19 protein-coding genes and 1 pseudogene are annotated in these 17,234 nt (G+C 38.6%); 3 read left to right on the forward strand and 17 right to left on the reverse strand.

Going from position 1 to position 17,234, the window contains the following annotated elements:
- Positions 1–9 precede the first annotated feature (9 nt).
- Positions 10–630, reverse strand: coding sequence for a superoxide dismutase (locus LG336_RS15085; RefSeq protein ID WP_404328318.1), 621 nt, complete (start codon positions 628–630; stop codon positions 10–12).
- Positions 631–897: 267 nt separating this feature from the next.
- Here LG336_RS15085 and LG336_RS15090 point away from each other — a divergent pair, with 267 nt between their 5' ends.
- A complete protein-coding gene (locus LG336_RS15090; RefSeq protein WP_404328319.1) occupies positions 898–1,539 on the forward strand; it encodes a helix-turn-helix transcriptional regulator in 642 nt (213 codons plus the stop codon).
- A gap of 156 nt (positions 1,540–1,695) precedes the next feature.
- Here LG336_RS15090 and LG336_RS15095 read toward each other — a convergent pair whose 3' ends face one another.
- Complete coding sequence (locus LG336_RS15095) at positions 1,696–2,142, reverse strand: GyrI-like domain-containing protein (RefSeq protein WP_404328320.1); 447 nt, start codon at positions 2,140–2,142, stop codon at positions 1,696–1,698.
- A gap of 346 nt (positions 2,143–2,488) precedes the next feature.
- On the opposite strand from LG336_RS15095, the gene LG336_RS15100 reads away from it, so the two are divergent.
- On the forward strand, positions 2,489–2,650 hold the full coding sequence (locus tag LG336_RS15100) for a helix-turn-helix domain-containing protein (protein ID WP_404328321.1): 162 nt from the start codon (positions 2,489–2,491) through the stop codon (positions 2,648–2,650).
- Positions 2,651–2,858: 208 nt separating this feature from the next.
- On the opposite strand, the gene LG336_RS15105 is transcribed toward LG336_RS15100, so the two are convergent.
- The 7 genes and pseudogenes from LG336_RS15105 to LG336_RS15135 form a co-directional block, all read right to left on the reverse strand.
- Complete coding sequence (locus tag LG336_RS15105; RefSeq protein WP_404328322.1) at positions 2,859–3,737, reverse strand: haloalkane dehalogenase; 879 nt, start codon at positions 3,735–3,737, stop codon at positions 2,859–2,861.
- 167 nt (positions 3,738–3,904) lie between these two features.
- Complete coding sequence (gene glnA / locus LG336_RS15110) at positions 3,905–5,260, reverse strand: type I glutamate--ammonia ligase (protein WP_404328323.1); 1,356 nt, start codon at positions 5,258–5,260, stop codon at positions 3,905–3,907.
- 191 nt (positions 5,261–5,451) lie between these two features.
- Positions 5,452–5,850: a cytidine deaminase gene (locus LG336_RS15115; RefSeq protein ID WP_404328324.1), complete on the reverse strand. Its 399-nt coding sequence runs from the start codon at positions 5,848–5,850 to the stop codon at positions 5,452–5,454.
- A 272-nt stretch (positions 5,851–6,122) separates the two neighbouring features.
- Positions 6,123–6,557 (reverse strand): VOC family protein, encoded by a 435-nt coding sequence (locus LG336_RS15120; RefSeq protein ID WP_404328325.1) that lies wholly within the window; start codon positions 6,555–6,557, stop codon positions 6,123–6,125.
- A 191-nt stretch (positions 6,558–6,748) separates the two neighbouring features.
- Positions 6,749–7,288, reverse strand: coding sequence for a histidine phosphatase family protein (locus LG336_RS15125; protein WP_404328327.1), 540 nt, complete (start codon positions 7,286–7,288; stop codon positions 6,749–6,751).
- Between the two features lie 24 nt (positions 7,289–7,312).
- Positions 7,313–7,969 (reverse strand): hypothetical protein, encoded by a 657-nt coding sequence (locus tag LG336_RS15130; protein WP_404328328.1) that lies wholly within the window; start codon positions 7,967–7,969, stop codon positions 7,313–7,315.
- 71 nt (positions 7,970–8,040) lie between these two features.
- Positions 8,041–8,223: pseudogene (locus LG336_RS15135) on the reverse strand (DUF4440 domain-containing protein); the annotation flags it as partial.
- Positions 8,224–8,451: 228 nt separating this feature from the next.
- On the opposite strand from LG336_RS15135, the gene LG336_RS15140 reads away from it, so the two are divergent.
- Entirely contained in the window at positions 8,452–8,781 is a 330-nt protein-coding gene (locus LG336_RS15140) for a hypothetical protein (RefSeq protein ID WP_404328329.1), read from the forward strand.
- 113 nt (positions 8,782–8,894) lie between these two features.
- Here the strand turns inward: LG336_RS15140 and LG336_RS15145 are convergent, their stop codons facing one another.
- From LG336_RS15145 to LG336_RS15180, 8 genes are all read right to left on the reverse strand, one after another.
- Entirely contained in the window at positions 8,895–10,625 is a 1,731-nt protein-coding gene (locus LG336_RS15145; RefSeq protein WP_404328330.1) for a glycine betaine ABC transporter substrate-binding protein, read from the reverse strand.
- A 5-nt stretch (positions 10,626–10,630) separates the two neighbouring features.
- Positions 10,631–11,836 (reverse strand): glycine betaine/L-proline ABC transporter ATP-binding protein, encoded by a 1,206-nt coding sequence (locus tag LG336_RS15150; protein WP_404328331.1) that lies wholly within the window; start codon positions 11,834–11,836, stop codon positions 10,631–10,633.
- A 235-nt stretch (positions 11,837–12,071) separates the two neighbouring features.
- Positions 12,072–12,779: a DNA alkylation repair protein gene (locus LG336_RS15155; RefSeq protein WP_404328332.1), complete on the reverse strand. Its 708-nt coding sequence runs from the start codon at positions 12,777–12,779 to the stop codon at positions 12,072–12,074.
- Between the two features lie 110 nt (positions 12,780–12,889).
- Positions 12,890–13,450: a sugar O-acetyltransferase gene (locus LG336_RS15160; protein ID WP_404328333.1), complete on the reverse strand. Its 561-nt coding sequence runs from the start codon at positions 13,448–13,450 to the stop codon at positions 12,890–12,892.
- Positions 13,451–14,249: 799 nt separating this feature from the next.
- Positions 14,250–14,708 carry a hypothetical protein gene (locus LG336_RS15165; protein WP_404328334.1) on the reverse strand — a complete coding sequence of 153 codons (459 nt, stop codon included), beginning with the start codon at positions 14,706–14,708 and terminating at the stop codon, positions 14,250–14,252.
- 4 nt (positions 14,709–14,712) lie between these two features.
- A complete protein-coding gene (locus LG336_RS15170; RefSeq protein ID WP_404328335.1) occupies positions 14,713–15,501 on the reverse strand; it encodes a hypothetical protein in 789 nt (262 codons plus the stop codon).
- A gap of 372 nt (positions 15,502–15,873) precedes the next feature.
- On the reverse strand, positions 15,874–16,470 hold the full coding sequence (gene clpP / locus LG336_RS15175; protein WP_404328336.1) for an ATP-dependent Clp endopeptidase proteolytic subunit ClpP: 597 nt from the start codon (positions 16,468–16,470) through the stop codon (positions 15,874–15,876).
- 15 nt (positions 16,471–16,485) lie between these two features.
- A complete protein-coding gene (locus tag LG336_RS15180; RefSeq protein ID WP_404328337.1) occupies positions 16,486–17,178 on the reverse strand; it encodes a sigma-70 family RNA polymerase sigma factor in 693 nt (230 codons plus the stop codon).
- Positions 17,179–17,234 lie beyond the last annotated feature (56 nt).

The raw sequence follows: 17,234 nt of genomic DNA on the forward strand, positions 1-17,234 counted from the left end.
TGAAAGACCTTAGCTTAAAGCAGCTTCATACTTGCTTGAAACAGCTTCCCAGTTGATGATGTTGAAGAAGCTTGCGATATAATCTGGTCTTCTGTTTTGATAGTTTAGGTAATACGCATGCTCCCAAACGTCTAACCCAAGAACTGCTACTTTTCCATCCATGATTGGGTTATCTTGATTTGGAGTGCTTGTTACTTCCACAGCACCATTATCATTTACAACCAACCAAGCCCAGCCTGAGCCAAAACGAGTTGTTGCTGCTTTTGTAAATTCTTGTTTGAAGGCATCAAAGCTTCCAAACGCTTTATCAATTGCTTCTGCTAGTTTCCCAGTAGGAGCATTGTTTTCAGTTGCAGGCGCAATCACTTCCCAGAATAGTGAATGATTCAAGTGTCCCCCACCATTATTTCTTACCGCTGTACGGATTGCTTCCGGTACCGCATCTAGATTGCTTAGCAATTCTTCTAAAGACTTTTCTTGAAGTTCTGCTTTTCCTTCTAGGGCAGCATTAAGGTTATTTACATATGTTTGGTGGTGCTTGCCATAATGAATTTCCATTGTTGTTTGGTCAATATGGGGCTCCAAGGCATTAAAGTCGTACGCTAGTGTTGGCAAAGAGTATGTAGTCATCTATTATTCCTCCATTTTTGTTTTCTATTTATATACTTTATAGTATAAAAAGTATATTTTTACTATAACTCCTAGAAATGGAATAAGCAATCGTTTTGCTCGGTGGAATTATAATATTTTCATATTCTCTCATTGCGGGAACGCAAGAGGCCTTTTCTTTCAACATTTTATACTATGTAGTATACTTAATGAACGTAACCTCCAAAACTAGTAATAGTGTGCACTATTTTTATAGACAAATGAAGACAGAATTGAAGGTGACTTTTGTTGCTTAAAAACAAACCCAATACGAAGGATCGTATTTTAGATTTATTGAAAAAAGAAGTTTCATTGTCAGTAAATGAGCTTACTGAACAATTGAGCATTACCCATATGGCTGTTCGAAAGCATCTTACTAGCTTGGAAAATGATGGACTGATTCAATCTGTAGAATGCAAACAACCTATGGGCCGTCCACTGCAACTGTACTCTTTAACCGAAAAAGGTGAAAAAGTTTTCCCTAAAAACTATGAAGGAATTACGCTTGAATTCCTTAAAGATATCGAAGAAATTTATGGTGAGGATTCAATCCACCTTCTCTTTAAGAAACGAGAAAACCGTCTTGCTACAGAATATTCTACTAGAATTCAAACAGACTCCATGTCAGAGAAAATGAGTGAAATCGTTAAAATCCAAAACGAAAAAGGGTATATGGCTAGTGCCAGTCAAATTGATGAAGGTTCTTTTGAGCTTATTGAATATAATTGCCCTATTTATTCCGTTGCCCAAGAATACAAGATTGCATGTCACTGTGAAACAGAAATGTTTAAAAAGGTAGTAAGAACTGACCAAGTTCACAGAACCTCTTGTAAAACAGACGGAGACAGCCATTGTAAATTTGTTTTTAGATTCAATTCAAAAAATCTTTAGGACTAACCACTTACAAGGTTAGTTCTTTTTGTTAAGATTCCAATCATAAACACCTTCCCCCTTCTTTACCAATCCTATACCGTTAGTAGAACAAGATTATTTTCATTTTATCTATCCGTTTTACTTTGATTTTACTAATTCGTTTAGATTTGACTTTTATACTTGAATTGGTAAATATATCTGTACTTCTTCCTCTCCTTCGCTCGTAGGGTGATAGGTCTCAATTATGTAAGAATTGAAATCTCTTTGATACCCTTTTTCTTCTGCCCAATTCAATAAATTCAAATGAAGTTCTCCCACATTAGATAGATTTCCTCTCGTAGTTATGTAACTCTTATTGGTTTCGAAATAATCCATTCCTGTTGGTACTTCTTTTAATTTCTCCCTTACCATTAAGCCTACATAATAATGACCTATGTTATGCTTCTCATCTTTTTTAGGCTCAAATAATGCAATTTCGGTGTCTGTTGTATACAGGATTTCGTTTGATCGGCTTAACAGTTGCTTTGCAAGCAACGGAACTTCATGACCAAAGTTAACAAACTCCCCACTCCCTTTTAATCCAACAATCTTAAATTCTTTTTTTATCATCATAAACGACATCTTAACCTCTCCTATTTGAAAAATTCAATCATGGCTGATTTCATTTATTCAACAAAAAATCCTTACTTCCTGCAGGGTAGGGATTGAATACACGACGAATACCGATAAACCTTTGAGCGAGATAAGTAAAAAGGATCTTTTTCTGATAAAAACAAAAAAGTACAGCCTCTATTCAGCTGTTCTTTCGTCTTGCCTAACAACGTCCTACTCTTACAGGGGGAAACCCCCAACTACCATCGGCGTCGAAGCTTAACTTCCGTGTTCGGCCTCGGGCTGCCAAGACCGGCGGAAAAGAAAAGCGGGAGTTAAATCGAAGCAATCTCTTGATCCCCAAACGAACTCGAGCTTGACCGTTATTGATAAAACAGAAAGGCATCAAATACGAGAGCTACCCATTGAAACGGACTGGAATATTTCAGCCGTTGCAAGAGAGTTAAATATCGCGAGAACGACCCTGTACCGGAAGATGAAAAAGTATCATTTAAAGGAGCAGCGGATGGTGGAATGACAAAACATCCATTTTAAAACTCGCACAATAATCTTGATGATAGAGTATCAAAACCTCCTCTTATGCTGGGGCACCTGTAGACCTCCGCTGTAAAACAATGATTGGATAAAAATAGCCTTCTCTTATCGAGAAGACTATTTTTTATGGTCTAGTTTTACTCTTTCATCTATCAAGAAGTCCTTTTTACCTAAAAAGAATCGTCAAAAATTTAGGATATCGATTGAACAAACCGGGCAACCGCTTGACCAATTTCTTTTGGCGAATCTTCTTGAATAAAGTGTAATCCTTTTACCGTGACTTCAGTTTGGTTCGGCCAAGTTCTGCAAAATTCCCGTTGAGGACCTGTCAGAATGGTGCCTGGTTCCGCATTGATGAAAAGTTTAGGAACCTCACTCTTTGATAACCACGTTGCATAATCCTGTGCAAATTGGTGTACATCCTCTGGCTCTCCCTCAAAAGGAATTTGTCGGGGCCATGTCAGCATCGGCCGCCGTTCTTCTCCTGGCTCTTGGAACGGACGACGATAGGCATTCATTTCCTCTTCGGTAAGTGGACGAATAATGCTGGAGGGTAAAATTTTCTCGATAAAGCCATTCTCCTCAAGAATAAACTTTTCCCCTTTTGGAGATCGCATTTTCTTGAAGATATTGGTTGCTGAATCAGGCCATTCTTCCCAAGTGACAGGGCGGACAAAGGCCTCCATATAAGCAATCCCCTTCACACGATCACGGTTGCGATTCGCCCAGTGAAAGCCAAGTCCGGAACCCCAATCATGAATAACAAGCGTTACGTTCTTTAAATCTAATGCATCAAACCAAGCATCAAGATATCGTGCATGATCCACAAAACGATATGAGCCATTCGGATTCTTTCCTGATTGCCCCATTCCAATTAAATCAGGAGCGAGGCACCGACCTAACCCTTCTACTTCTGGAATGATATTTCTCCAAAGATAAGAGGAAGTCGGGTTTCCGTGAAGAAAGACAATTGGATCGCCTGTCCCTTCATCAATATAAGCCATTTCTGAATCAAGAACCTTTACTCTTTTACGTGTGTACTTGTCATCAACTGAGAGATTAATCGTCAAATTTCATAGCCTCCTTTTTAGTTTGATTTCTATTTCGCTATTACCCTAAGCAATCCCTTTGTAACCGCTTAAAAAATCTTCGTATCTGGTAAATTGACAACAAGATAATCCACTTGAACAAAAAAAGCCTTCTCGATACGAGAAGACGATTTTGTGCCGGCCTTATATTAGAATTTAGCTTGATAATTTTCAATTTCCCATGAGTGAACTGCAGTACGATAGCGATCCCATTCCGCTGTCTTCAAGGACACATATTCGCTATACACATGTTCTCCCAGTGCTTTAGCACCAAATTCACTTGCTTCCAATTCCACAATCGCTTCTTTTAAGCTACCAGGAAGGTTTTCAATTCCTAGTTCTGCTCTGCGATCGTCTGTCATATGGAAGATATCCTCATTCACCGGTGCTGGCACTTCTAGTCTTTTTTCGATTCCATCTAATCCAGCAGCTGCAATGACCGCAAACGTTAAGTATGGGTTAGAGGATGGGTCTGGACAACGTAATTCTACTCGTGTCGCAAGCCCTCTTTTAGCTGGAATCCGAATGAGAGCGGAACGGTTAGACGCAGACCAAGCAAGATAACAAGGTGCTTCATATCCAGGGACTAAACGCTTATAAGAGTTTACGAGTGGATTTGTGACAGCTGCAAAACTCTTCACGTTTTCAAGGACTCCTGCAATAAATTGATAGGCTTTCTCTGATAACTCCAATTCATCGGAAGAATCATAGAATGCGTTTTGACTTCCTTCAAAAAAGGACATGTTCACGTGCATCCCAGAACCATTAATTCCAAACGCTGGTTTCGGCATAAATGTTGCGTGCAGACCAAACTTCTTGGCAACGGTCTTTACGACCCATTTATAAGTCGTCGCTAAGTCTGCAGCTGTCAGTGCATCTGCATATTTAAAGTTAATTTCATGTTGTCCTTCCGCTACCTCATGGTGTGAAGCTTCAATGGTAAAGCCCATTGCTTTTAGCGCACGATAGATTTCTAACCGAACACGTTCTCCAAGATCATGTGGTGATGGTTCGAAATAGCCTGCTCGATCACCTAATTCACGAGTCGGATACCCATCTTCATCTGTTTTAAAAAGGAAAAATTCTAACTCCGGTCCGACAGAAATCGTATATCCATGGTCCGCTGCACGCTCCATTGTTTTCTTCAGGACATTTCTTGTATCTCCTTTAAATAGCGAGCCATCCGGGTTTTTCACCGAACAAAGGAAACGTGCCTCTGAATACCCTTCTTCAACTGTCCATGGGAGAACAGCAAATGTATGTAAATCAGGCTGTAAATAAAGATCTGATTGATTAATAGGGGAAAAACCAGTAATAGAAGAACCATCAAACATCATTTTCCCTTCTACTACGTCCTCTAACTGTACAGTCGTTACCGTTACATGCTTTAAGATTCCCTCTAGGTCCACGAATTGTAAGTGTAGGAGTTCCACACTTTTTTCTGTGATGGTTTCTTTAATTTGTTCTAAAATGGACGATTCATTTCGTACTAGTGTTTTAGTCATGTTAGATTACCCCTCAAATTCATGTTATGTTTTGTGACATCTCAATAAAATGATTATAATTAATACATAATAGTTTGACAACTATTTTTTTGTACAGTTGCGATTCTTTTTTGTTTAGGGTAGATCATTCTTTTCTGCAAATGCGAAAAAAGCCATCAACCAATGGTTGATGGCTTGAGACTTCTATTTTTTTACATTTCTAAATCTGTAAAAGCATATGGTAATAACTCTCTTAAAGTCAATTCTCGTATTTCTTTCTTGTCATTTGTTAAGTAAACGGGCATTTCAGGAGAACAGAATTCTGCTAATACCTGCCTGCAAATACTACAAGGTGGAAGATAGTCTTCCGTATCCCCTGCTACAGCAATTGCCTGAAAATCACCTTTTTTATAGCCGTTTGCAATGGCCGTGAAAATAGCAGTACGCTCAGCACAATTGGTTGCACCAAACGAAACATTCTCCACGTTTACACCATTAATCACCGTACCATCCTTTAGTAATAATGCTGCTCCAACTGGAAACTTAGAGTAAGGTGCATAGGCATTTTCCATCGTTGTACGTGCAATTTCCATCAATTGTTCTTTATTCATGTAATCCATCCCTTTCAAGGAAGAATGAACTTTTGACAGTCCCCTTAGCCAACTTTTTTAAAATTGCAGGACTCTTATCTTATAATTTTCCTAAATCTATGTCAATCTCGATAAGCCTTTCAGTGTCATATTGCACAAATATTTCACTGAGACCATACAGCGAAAGACACACTTTATTGATAATTTTCTTCTTTGGGCATCTCCATATGGATCATCTGGGGATGTACTTTTCATTTATATTTTTTTTAAAAAAAGAAGTATTAAACCTTCTTTTAATTCTCCCTTTTTTCCTCCCAAAGCTTTAAACGTTTTTCATGACTAACCACTTTATGTACTTGATGCAGCATCCATATATAGCCAAAGGGGTCCATGAATATGGCGTTCGATACTCCGTAGTCAGGAATCTCAGTAACAGGTTGCACCTCTGTACACCCTATATCCATCGCCTTTGCATAGGTCTCTTTAATGTCTGGGACAGTAACATTAACCCAACTGGTCTTAGGGTGGTCAGGATTTGGTGCGTTCAGATGGAATTCTGGGTTTTCATCTAACATATGAAAGCGAACGCCGTATAGGGTAAAAACGGCCTCATTTTCACCACGAGGAAAGTTTGAAACCTCCACTCGCTCGATCTCAAATATCTTTTCGTATAACTCCAATGCTTTTAAGCAATCATTCACAACCATATCAAGTTCTACTCCAACCATAGTGTACACACTCCTTTTACCTATTATTTTAACATAAATTTACAATATTCCTTTAGGTTAATCAAATTAACATAACCTACAGCATTCTAAATTACATAGTGTTGGCATCGTGGACAAATCCTGTTTGGATCAATGGCTCCTACACACCTATATTTGCACCTGTTTTATAGGTACAATACTTTAGAAGTACCTTATTCCCATATTCGCTCAAAAGTTACTTTATTTTTTTCATTTTTTATGAGAAATACATCAGGATTACTAAGGTTTTTCCAATCCTCGAACCCGTATTCCGAGTTAAAATGTTTTAACAGTAAGGACATTAGGTTTCCGTGTGTAACGATAATTGTGTTATCAATATTGCTATTAAAGATTTCTTCTACAACTTCAACGACTCGTTTCATTGCTTCTCTGCTAGATTCTCCTCCTTCGAATTTAAGCTCTAAGTCTTCAAAGGTATTTCTTAGGTTTTCAAACCAATCCGACATATTGTGGGTACTAAGTATACGTTCTGTTAATCTACTATCTACCTCTACCTCAATATTTAAATTCTTTGCAAGGGGCTCGATAGTCTCCATTGCACGTTTATATGGGCTTGAAATAATTCTATCCACTTTTATATAGGAGAGTAACTCAGATAAATCTAACGCCTGTTTCATGCCTCTCTTTGTAAGTTGGGCTTCTGATGGCTGCCCTTCTGCCTCACAATGCCTAATCACATAAATTTGTTTCAAGGTACCCACTCCAAACATATGATTTTAATAATCATGAACAGTAATCAATTTGATTAATTTGATGACGTCTTCTTCATCCCCCGGATCAATGCTAACTAGCTTTGTATTTTCAATCATTTCTTTGTAGAATTCTTCACCAGCTGGGTAAATGCCGTCCCACCGTAAAGGAACGTTGTATACATTAATCGTCCCATTCCCATTACCACTGTAGGTAACGGATCCATCGATTAAACGAGAACCGGCTAGCTGAATCACATCCTCTGGATAATTCAAACTTGTTTCATCATCAGGATTGAGGGGTGTACCCACTGGAATCAATCGAACATACAATCCGTCGATATCTTTATTTGGACCAAGTTGTAGCCAAACTCTAGCATATTCTATTTCTTCACTAGAATATCGGGCTAAAGCTTCTTTGTCTTCCTTATCGCTTTCATTTCCTTCACTATTTTCAGAGATGCTATTATCGGCTTCTGAAGAGACGTCCGTTGCGTCATCAGTGTCAGATTCTTGTCCTTCATTGGTCGAATCATTTTTATTCGTTGTCGCATCTTCGGGAGACTCTAAACGAGAACTGTTTTCTGAAGAATCCGTCGTGGTTTCCTCGTTTGAATTGCTAGCGCATCCTCCAAGTAACAATAAAGCAAAAGTAAAAGAAAGAATCATAAATCGTTTTTTCATTTCTCAATCCATTCCCTTCAATAAAAATCTTCCACTAAGGATATTTGATTGCTCCTGCTATTTCGTTCATTTTATAACGATGGCCCTGTTTTGGTCCCTTGATGAAAAACCATCTTCCATCCTCCATTATGAAGTTTCCATATTGAACTTCGCAAGGAATGTTGACTCGTCATTTCATTAAAAATTCGGTATGTCGCTAATACAATTTCATCCGATAAAGGATGGATCTCGAAATCACTCAATTTCATTTCTATTTCATGATTAGTCTCATTTACAACGATTTCCTTCAAACCGTCTATCTCAACCTGCTTTTCAACCTCCTTTTTGATGTTAATCTGAAATATCAGTGTATTTTTATGTTAGGATAAAAGAAGATGTGAAAGGATCTTTTAGCTACAGAACGGTGCAATGTTCCATAAGATCAATCGCTTTTTTACTAACATTGTAGATTATTGGTTAAAGAAATAGTATGAGGTGACACTATGTATTGGGAATCACTCCCAAGTTGGATTTGGGTAATCTATTATTTATTTTTATTTGCAACATTGGGAACAGCCATTATGAATTTGAAAAGAAAGAAAATGATTTATTTATCAATGATCACGATAGTTCTGACCATTACTGTTCCAATCATCAGTTTAACAAATAGCATTGGAAGGTTAGAAGGAGTAAATGAATTTGAACACTTAGTTGCTCAGTTACAACAAGGTTCAATTTGGTCTTTTTATGTAGTCCTAGGTTTTATATATTTGTTTGTTTATTGGGTCATGCTTATTTTTAAAAATAAGTTGAGGACTGAAGTAACTCACTAATATACGCAACTTTCCATTAAAAGCTAAGGATACATGTATACATAGGTTGAAGGTGAATCCATTTTTAATCTAGAAACATGAGAGAGTCTCCAGAAGGAAACTCTCTCTTTGTTTTATTTCAAGTCTTCAATCGAGTTGATTTCAACATACTTTGGTACAACCAGTCCATTCTTAGTCCCATGAAGATTTTCTCCAAGGTCAATGAAATCGTCCTTATAGGTATTAAAATATTCAACATGCGTAGTTGGGAGCCATGCACCAACCATGCCATCAGCGCTTCCATTGGCAACACCAGCAAACATCGGTCCAACTTCAACTTGGCTCAACGTCACATCATACCCATTTTGCTGCAGAACCTTGCCAATCACATAGGTGCTGGCAATTTCTGAGTCCCAAGCAACAAAAACAAGATTGACTGGTTTCCCATTTCCTGGTTGGGCACCGTTTGTCCATTCAGAAACTTTATCTGAGTTGGCATTAATCCACTTTTCAGCTGCTTCATTTGGATCCATTCCATCGGCAACATCGACCATTACGGCTTCCATATCGCTTGGTTCCCAAGTAAATTGGTCTAGGATGGTATACGCACCAGGTGCATCCTGTTCCAGACCTTTTCTTACGATTGTATGAATTTCTTCAGCGCCACCAAAGGATTCTCTCGGGTCGTCGAGATATTTCAAATCAAATGAGGAGAACATCCAGTGTGGGGTCCATCCGGTGATAATAATAGGTTCTTGATTTGAATAGGCTTTCTGCAACTCTGCAACCATTGCGGCAGAAGACCCTTCAAGTAGCCTCCAATTATCTAGTTCGTATTCCTCTATTGCTGTTTTTGTCAACTCCATCAACCCTGCTCCAGGCTCAATCCCAACAATTTCATACTCTGTCTCAGCACCGATACCAGTCGCATTCTCGTTTATAGGAGAATTGTTATCTGGAATCGCTGTAACAATGGCCGTACCAACTGCTAGTAATGCTAAAATAGAGAAAGCGATTTTAGGCTTAAGTACATGCCCATAAGCTGGCTTACGTAGGTTTTGCGTGATACGATCTAGTATGATTGCAATGAAGACGATGGATAATCCAGCTTCAAAGCCTTGTCCAACGTCAATTTGGCTAACCGCTCGGTAAACATCTGCACCAAGTCCGGGTGCCCCAACTAATGAAGCCGTAACAACCATGGATAAAGCGAGCATAATACTTTGGTTAACCCCTGCCATAATCGTTGGCGTCGCCAAAGGCAATTGCACTTTGAACAATTTTTGACTGGTCGTTGACCCAAAAGCATTTGCTGCTTCAACTAAATCTTCAGGCACTCTTTGGATACCAAGATTCGTCATCCGAATCGTTGGTGCAATCGCGAAAATGAAGGAAGCAATAATACCTGGTACAACTCCAATCCCAAAAAATAAAATCGCTGGAATTAAATAAACAAATGCAGGCATTGTTTGCATAAAGTCTAAAATAGGTGTCACGATGCGTTGCACTGTTTTTCTTTGTGCACACCAGATTCCTACAGGTATCCCAATGATGATTGTAAGCAATCCTGATAATAAAACAATGGCAAGTGTTTGAATACTTGAATCCCAATAACCAAGATTTTCAATCAAAAGTAAACTTAATAACGTAAAAACACCCAATGGCCATCTGCTTGTATAAATAACCAAAAGAGTCAAGACGAGAATTAAGATAATCGGAGGACCTACACTTAATACATCTGCGATAATATTCAATAGACCATCGATTAAATTGGTAATAAAAGTAAAAAATCCAGCCCAAGCAATGGTTAGCCACGCGACAAAAGAATCAACCCATTCTCCTAACGGAATTTTAGGAATATCCATTGTAATTAATCACTCTCCAGTTCATTCAAAGAATCTTTGTTTCCCGATAAGGCTCCAATGACGGCTCCTCGTATCACAATTCCTTTGAATCGATGGTCTTCATCTATAACAGATATCGGCAAGCTAGATGTTGCAATTTCATCCATCAAGTCAGCAAGTAAGGTATCTTCTGAAACCGTTGGGATTTCCGTTGTCATCGCTTCGGCAATGGGTTGATTTTGGTCAATGGCCTGACGAGCTTGTTCAGCGGTTAGTGCGCCCAGCAACTTATTCTTACGGTCGACGATAAAGATGCTTGAATATCCTTGCTTCCGCATTATTTCCAATGCGACCCTTGGACCGCGGTCTACCGTAATTTTTTCGCCTCGCTTCATCACATGCGAAGCTGTGATAACTTTCGACAGATCCACATCTTCAACAAATTTCTCGACAAATTCATTTGCCGGATTAATCATGATTTCTTCCGGTGTTCCAAGTTGAATCACACTGCCATCTTTCATCAGGGCAATTCGATCCCCAATTCTCAGTGCTTCATCTAAATCATGGGTGATAAAAATGATTGTTTTCTGGTATTGCTCTTGGATGCCAATTAATTCATCTTGCATATCTTTACGAATTAAAGGATCTAAAGCGCTAAAAGCTTCGTCCATCAAGATAATATCTGTATCGCTGGCAAGAGCTCTAGCGAGTCCAACCCTTTGTTGCATACCACCACTCAGTTGGGATGGGAATTGATGTTCATACCCTTTTAACCCGACAGCTTCTAAAGCCTGCATTGCCTTTTTGCGGCGTTCTTCTGAAGATACCTTTTTAATTTCAAGACCATATTCAGCGTTTTCTAGTATGGTTTTATGTGGAAAAAGGGCAAAGTTTTGAAAAACCATACTGATTCTTTTTTGTCTGGTTTCCCTTAATCTTGCGGGATTCATCTTCACGATATCTTCATTTTTTATGAGAATTTCTCCAATTGTCGGGTCAATCAACCTGTTAAACATCCGAATTAACGTTGACTTACCACTTCCAGATAAACCCATGATGACAAAGATCTCACTAGGATAAATTTTAAAACTAACATTATTAACACCAACTGTGAGCCCTGTTTCTTTTAAAATTTCTTTCTTTGATTTGCCTTGTTTCAATAAATCAATGGCAGGTTTAGGAGATTTGCCAAAAATCTTCGAGACATTCCTGACTTCTACGTATGGTTCCATCTATCCTCACCTCGGTTTATAATTGGCTATTTCCTATTTACTTTTCCCTAATGTATAAAACGATATGAATGCTTAGTAGGTGGCGGAAAAAATCATACAACCATTTTTACAAAATAAAAAAAGGACCACACATAGTAGACAATGCTAAAATGTGTGGTCCTTTTTTAATTTCTTATCCAATTAAAGCTATTTCGGTACCTTCAGTCGAATCAAACACCCCCATACAAAGGTGTTTTTAACATCTGACATATTTGCGCTTGAACCCAATCTTCCCTCTATCAACTACCTTTTGAATATCTTGGGAAGCATGGAGAATACTGCTTTTTTTCTTTTCCCGCTTGATTTCGATTGGTCCTATCGCCTTCGCCGTTTCAACCGCCTTTTCATGAAGTGGCAAATAAGAAACAGCGACTGCGGAAAGAAAGGTATTCATCGCAGATTGTGTTCGCACGGGAGAATCGTGAATACTATTTTCTACCAGGTCAAGCATACTAGAAATTTTGCTTTCACTAAATTGGCTGTCAGGTCGGTTCCCCAAGAGCCAACAATAACAGCTCCATCCTCCAGACATCCTCAGTTCTTCCCCACTTGCAATCCATTTATCAGCAACCTCTTGGGCAATATCTGCCTCTGATAAAGTGACGGCGACCACATAATCGGACAGCATATAAAAGTAAGCAGCATCCATCCAACGATCATAATCTGACTGAGTCATCCCGTTTGGGTCGGCAATAATGCCTGCAAAGTACATCGCATCATAGTTACCAGTCGCATAGAGTTCTTCCGCTAAAGGTTGGTTTATTTTAATTTTCTTTGCCATTGGTTTCATAGCGCCAGTCGCAACACCAAAAAGCGGCTCATGAGCACCATTGGATAGGTACGTTTTTTTCGTTCGTTCCTTGCCGAGTTCCTCAAGCTCCTGCATCACTGTTTCGAAATCCATCGGTTAGTACTTCCTTTCTTTTTATATGTCTGAATAGGTAATTTAAATCGAGATATGAAATACACGCTTTCTGGATATGTTAAAGGGGCATTTTATTTAACTGTTTTCCTCTAAAGTTCAATATGTTTTATAACTTTTGCTGGGTTGCCACCCACGACCACATTATCTGGAATATCCTTCGTTACGACTGCACCTGAAGCAATGACCACGTTGTTCCCGACCTTTACACCAGGGTTTATGATGGCACTACCACCAATCCAAACATTGTCTCCGAATGTAATCGGCTTTGCATATTCTATACCTGAATTCCGTTCGGTTGGATGAAGTGGATGTGTTGCAGTATAGATTTGTACTCCAGGTGCCAGCATGCAATTGTCCCCAAAACGAACTTCACAAACATCCAAAATCGTGCAGTCAAAGTTCGCATAAAAATTCTCTCCGACATATGTGTTATACCCATAATCAAACCGGATTTTGGGCTCCATATAGATGTTTTCTCCCGTAGAACCGAGTAATTCCTTTAATAATTTCGTACGCTTTTCACCTTCAGTTTCTAGGGTTTGATTATAAATCCTAACCTTGCGTCTTGCTTCCTCGCGTTCTTTTACAAGCGCAGGATCAGCAGGATTGTACATTTCCCCTGCCAACATCTTCTCTTTTTCAGTTTTCATTTAATGACCAGCTTTCTTATGTAGTGGGACATAGGGGACAGGTCCCTTGTCCCACCATATAATTCCAATTGGACAACGATGTCCCTGCTTCCCTATATATAGTCCATTCAATCACAATTACTTTCATTCTTCCACTATCATGGGTACTTTGTTAATCCGTATTTAAATATCGGTTGGTTTGCGGGACAGCTATTCCCGTTATTTCATTAAAGCACCCGACCGTACTAGTAACAAACCACTACTTTTCCATTATTTTAGTATACAGCCAAGGGATTCCCAAAAAGATCAAAATTCCTGATAGAAATGAAAGGAAAGTGAAAAGACTTATTACATTTATCAAAAATAGCACTACTAATACTACTAAGACAAATATCCTCCAATATAGAATGAAGTTTTTCAAAATACTCCCCCTTAAAGTTATTCACCTTCTTAGAGGTAAGCAACCTTTATTTTAATATTATTTAAAAACATATGTAAGGAGCAAATAGAACTAAAATAAATACAAACGCTCTTCTTATTCTATTATTCTTCCAATTTAAAATACCTTGATAAAAACAGCCAACAAGGAGCAAGTATAAGGAACAAATCAACAAAAAAAGTCGTACACATTAAAGTCCAGGTACCTTCTCCCGTCGCAAAAACTAGCGGGGACAAGGTACCTGTCCCTGACGTCCCGTCTCATCAGCTTGTAGCCAATGATACCAGGATAAAACCAAAGAAAGAATGATTCCATTTCCACTTTTTTCTTCTTTTGATTAAATATGTCTTCCTTTCTGCCCAAAGTTCTACTAAAAAGTATTTACTTAACCTTAGCTACTCCCAATGCAAAATGGTTCCACAAGATATTTTCTACTAATTCTACTTGTGATTCATCACAATCAATAATTAAAATGACTTCCGATTGTTTACCCTTTAGTAACCTTGATTTTTTCTTAATGACTTTTTCTGTAAATAGTCGGATAGCAACTCCTAAAATAAAGCCTATGGAAGCACCAATTAACCCCCAATAGATCGGTCCCCATGCAAGTTCGAACCCAATACTCGCACCAATGACAGAGAAGGCGGTAGCTAAAGCAACTCCTATATCTATAAGTGAAGTACCATCCGAACGATGCAAATTATCAAAGATTTTTCTTTCTTCTGCTCGATTATCAAGCGGAACTGCAAAGATAGATTCTTTTTTTATTCCCTTTTTTTCTAGCATTGAAATAGCGATTTCTAAAAAAGCATTTTTTTCAAAGGTAGAGAATACCTGCATTTTATCACTTCACTTTTTGTCCTTTTAGTATTTCGAAATTGGGAGATTGAAAATTTTCTATTAAGTATTTACGTTGCTCTTTTTCATAAAGTTTATTGTTTTCAACTGTGTTCATGTAAGAGTCAAATACAGCAAAACCATAAATTGAAGGAAAAAATAAGAGCCATTCGGGTTTTAAAACAGCTGTAGCTTCTTTAACTTCCCCTAAAAATAGAAGGGAAATAGCTTCAAGCCCATGTGAGTAATAAGTAAAAATCACAACCCAAATGATAATAAAGAATGCTGTGGTAATCCTATGTATATATAATTGACCAAGACCAGGAACGAATAGTGACCAAACGAAAGTCATAACAGGATTTCTTTTGTCAAGATAGTTAATCTCAAGTGCACCTATACTAAATGAGTTAAAGCGATGCTCTTCACTCTTTGCTAAAATATAAACTTTATTCAAATCAACTGTTGTTCGATAGCTATCCCAAATTCCAAATAGATACACAGGAATATAAATTAACAGCCATCTGGTATCCAAAATCTCTTTTGCCATATCAATTTTACCTTGAAAAGAATAAATCATGGCTAAATTAACATTTGCCAGTACATTAACAACCACTTCCCATATAAACAGAACAAATCCACGCAGATATTTAGACAATAGTAAATGTCCGAAACCTGGAAAAGCAGCACTCCACCAAGCAATGATATAAGGGTTTCTTAAATGTATTTGTGTGGTACCCAAAATACTGACATGTGCACTGTACCGTCTAGCTGTATTATCATTGGTATAGTTGTTCATTTAAAGTCACCCAATTTTATGTACCTATATTTTATAGTTAGGATACCTCTAATAAGGATTATCTATCCTGAACCTCAATTCACTAACCTGCCTTTTTACTTTTATGAAAAAATCATAGCAAAAAAAGGCGTTAATCCTTACTGCATTAACCGCCCCCGTTAATTGAGTAAACTCCTGGCACAAAATATAATTCTATTATAAAATCAACAATATTAGGAACAGAATAAAATAAAAAATGACGTGTGCCAATTCACACGCCATTTCTTTTTGACTAATGATGACCAGCGGAAAAGGGAAACCAGTAATCTTCCCTAACGCCTTACATCCACATCTCATTAAACAAGGTGTTCCGGCCATTCCCGTGTGAAAGCATTAGAGACCTGACTTCTCCGTTCGCCCGATGACCTTATCAATAATCCCGTATTCTAACGCTTCTTCCGCACTCATGAAAAAATCCCGCTCGGTATCGTTAGCAATCTTTTCAATTGGTTGGCCCGTACGTTCAGCAATAATCCCGTTTATATGTTCTTTAAGTTTCAAGATCCTCCGAGCGGAAATTTCAATCTCCGTCGCCTGTCCCCTCACCCCACCTAGAGGTTGATGGATCATAATCTCACTATTTGGTAGCGCAAATCGTTTCCCTTTTGTTCCTGCGAGCAGCAGCATCGCCCCAAACGAAGCAGCCATCCCGATACAAATCGTATTGACATCTGGTTTAATATGCTGCATCGTATCGAAAATCGCAAAACCAGCTGTCGTGGAGCCACCTGGACTATTGATATAAATAGAAATGTCCTTATCAGGATTGTCGGCTTCAAGAAATAATAACTGAGCAATCACGCTGTTCGCTACCTGATCGTTGATTTCATCACCAATCATTACGATTCGGTCCTTTAACAACCGAGAATAAATATCGTAGGAACGCTCGCCACGATTGGATTGATCGATCACATATGGAATTGTCGCCATGCTTTTTCCTCCCTTTTATGCTGCCATAGAATAGACATTGAGAGGGGTTTGGGATGGTTTCGGTTTTTTCAGAACTGGAACCTCGACAAGCGAAGGGATTTGCTTTAGATTCTCAATAAGGATCTGCGGGTCGTCTGCTTGAAGGGATTGATGAAGCAGCTCATACAACAGTCTTTGGTCATTTTTCTCCGAAATTGGTTTTACAGGTTGCATTTTGCTTTCCCTTGCTAATGTTTGCCTAGCACGGAATAAGCTAGACTTAATCGCCACTTCACTACTATCAAGCAAATCGGCAATTTCCTTTAGCTGAAAACGGAAGCCTTCTTTTAGGGTAAAAATAACTGCCTGTTTTGCAGTCAATTGTCCAATCAACGTCTTCACCGTGTCCATCAATCGATCAGTGTCAGATTCTACCTCAGAGTTGACGATTTCTTGTTCAATCCCGATGATTTCGCGTTTTCGCTTTCTCACCGTATCAATCCATTGATGATAAGCAATCTTGTTCAGCAAGGCTGGTGTTAGCTCTGTTTGAGGATAACTCTTAGTAGCTTTTAAAATGACCTCCTGAACAAGGTCATCACCATCCCATGAATTTTGAGCAAGAAAATGACAATACCTTCTTAGGCCCTGATACAACTTTCCAATTTTGAAAGAACGGTCGGCATCCCCTGCCTGAACTTCCTCTATAATCCCTTCGTGCGTTGACATTCTGTTCACTCCTTTACCACCTCTCTACTCTATATAACGGATGGGAGGTGGGAAAA

Source organism: Mesobacillus maritimus (assembly GCF_044803185.1).
Taxonomy (GTDB): Bacteria; Bacillota; Bacilli; order Bacillales; family Cytobacillaceae; genus Mesobacillus_B; species Mesobacillus_B maritimus_B.

Bases quoted from the DNA above. Each gene is read 5' to 3' on its own strand.
- LG336_RS15115 (WP_404328324.1), bottom strand. From the start codon at position 5,850: ATGAATAAAGAACAATTGATGGAAATTGCACGTACAACGATGGAAAAT.
- LG336_RS15155 (WP_404328332.1), bottom strand. From the start codon at position 12,779: ATGGATTTCGAAACAGTGATGCAGGAGCTTGAGGAACTCGGCAAGGAA.
- LG336_RS15170 (WP_404328335.1), bottom strand. From the start codon at position 15,501: ATGAACAACTATACCAATGATAATACAGCTAGACGGTACAGTGCACAT.
- glnA (WP_404328323.1), bottom strand. From the start codon at position 5,260: ATGACTAAAACACTAGTACGAAATGAATCGTCCATTTTAGAACAAATT.
- clpP (WP_404328336.1), bottom strand. From the start codon at position 16,470: ATGGCGACAATTCCATATGTGATCGATCAATCCAATCGTGGCGAGCGT.
- LG336_RS15180 (WP_404328337.1), bottom strand. From the start codon at position 17,178: ATGTCAACGCACGAAGGGATTATAGAGGAAGTTCAGGCAGGGGATGCC.
- LG336_RS15085 (WP_404328318.1), bottom strand. From the start codon at position 630: ATGACTACATACTCTTTGCCAACACTAGCGTACGACTTTAATGCCTTG.
- LG336_RS15150 (WP_404328331.1), bottom strand. From the start codon at position 11,836: ATGGAACCATACGTAGAAGTCAGGAATGTCTCGAAGATTTTTGGCAAA.
- LG336_RS15140 (WP_404328329.1), top strand. From the start codon at position 8,452: ATGTATTGGGAATCACTCCCAAGTTGGATTTGGGTAATCTATTATTTA.
- LG336_RS15120 (WP_404328325.1), bottom strand. From the start codon at position 6,557: ATGGTTGGAGTAGAACTTGATATGGTTGTGAATGATTGCTTAAAAGCA.
- LG336_RS15165 (WP_404328334.1), bottom strand. From the start codon at position 14,708: ATGCAGGTATTCTCTACCTTTGAAAAAAATGCTTTTTTAGAAATCGCT.
- LG336_RS15130 (WP_404328328.1), bottom strand. From the start codon at position 7,969: ATGAAAAAACGATTTATGATTCTTTCTTTTACTTTTGCTTTATTGTTA.
- LG336_RS15160 (WP_404328333.1), bottom strand. From the start codon at position 13,450: ATGAAAACTGAAAAAGAGAAGATGTTGGCAGGGGAAATGTACAATCCT.
- LG336_RS15095 (WP_404328320.1), bottom strand. From the start codon at position 2,142: ATGTCGTTTATGATGATAAAAAAAGAATTTAAGATTGTTGGATTAAAA.
- LG336_RS15145 (WP_404328330.1), bottom strand. From the start codon at position 10,625: ATGGATATTCCTAAAATTCCGTTAGGAGAATGGGTTGATTCTTTTGTC.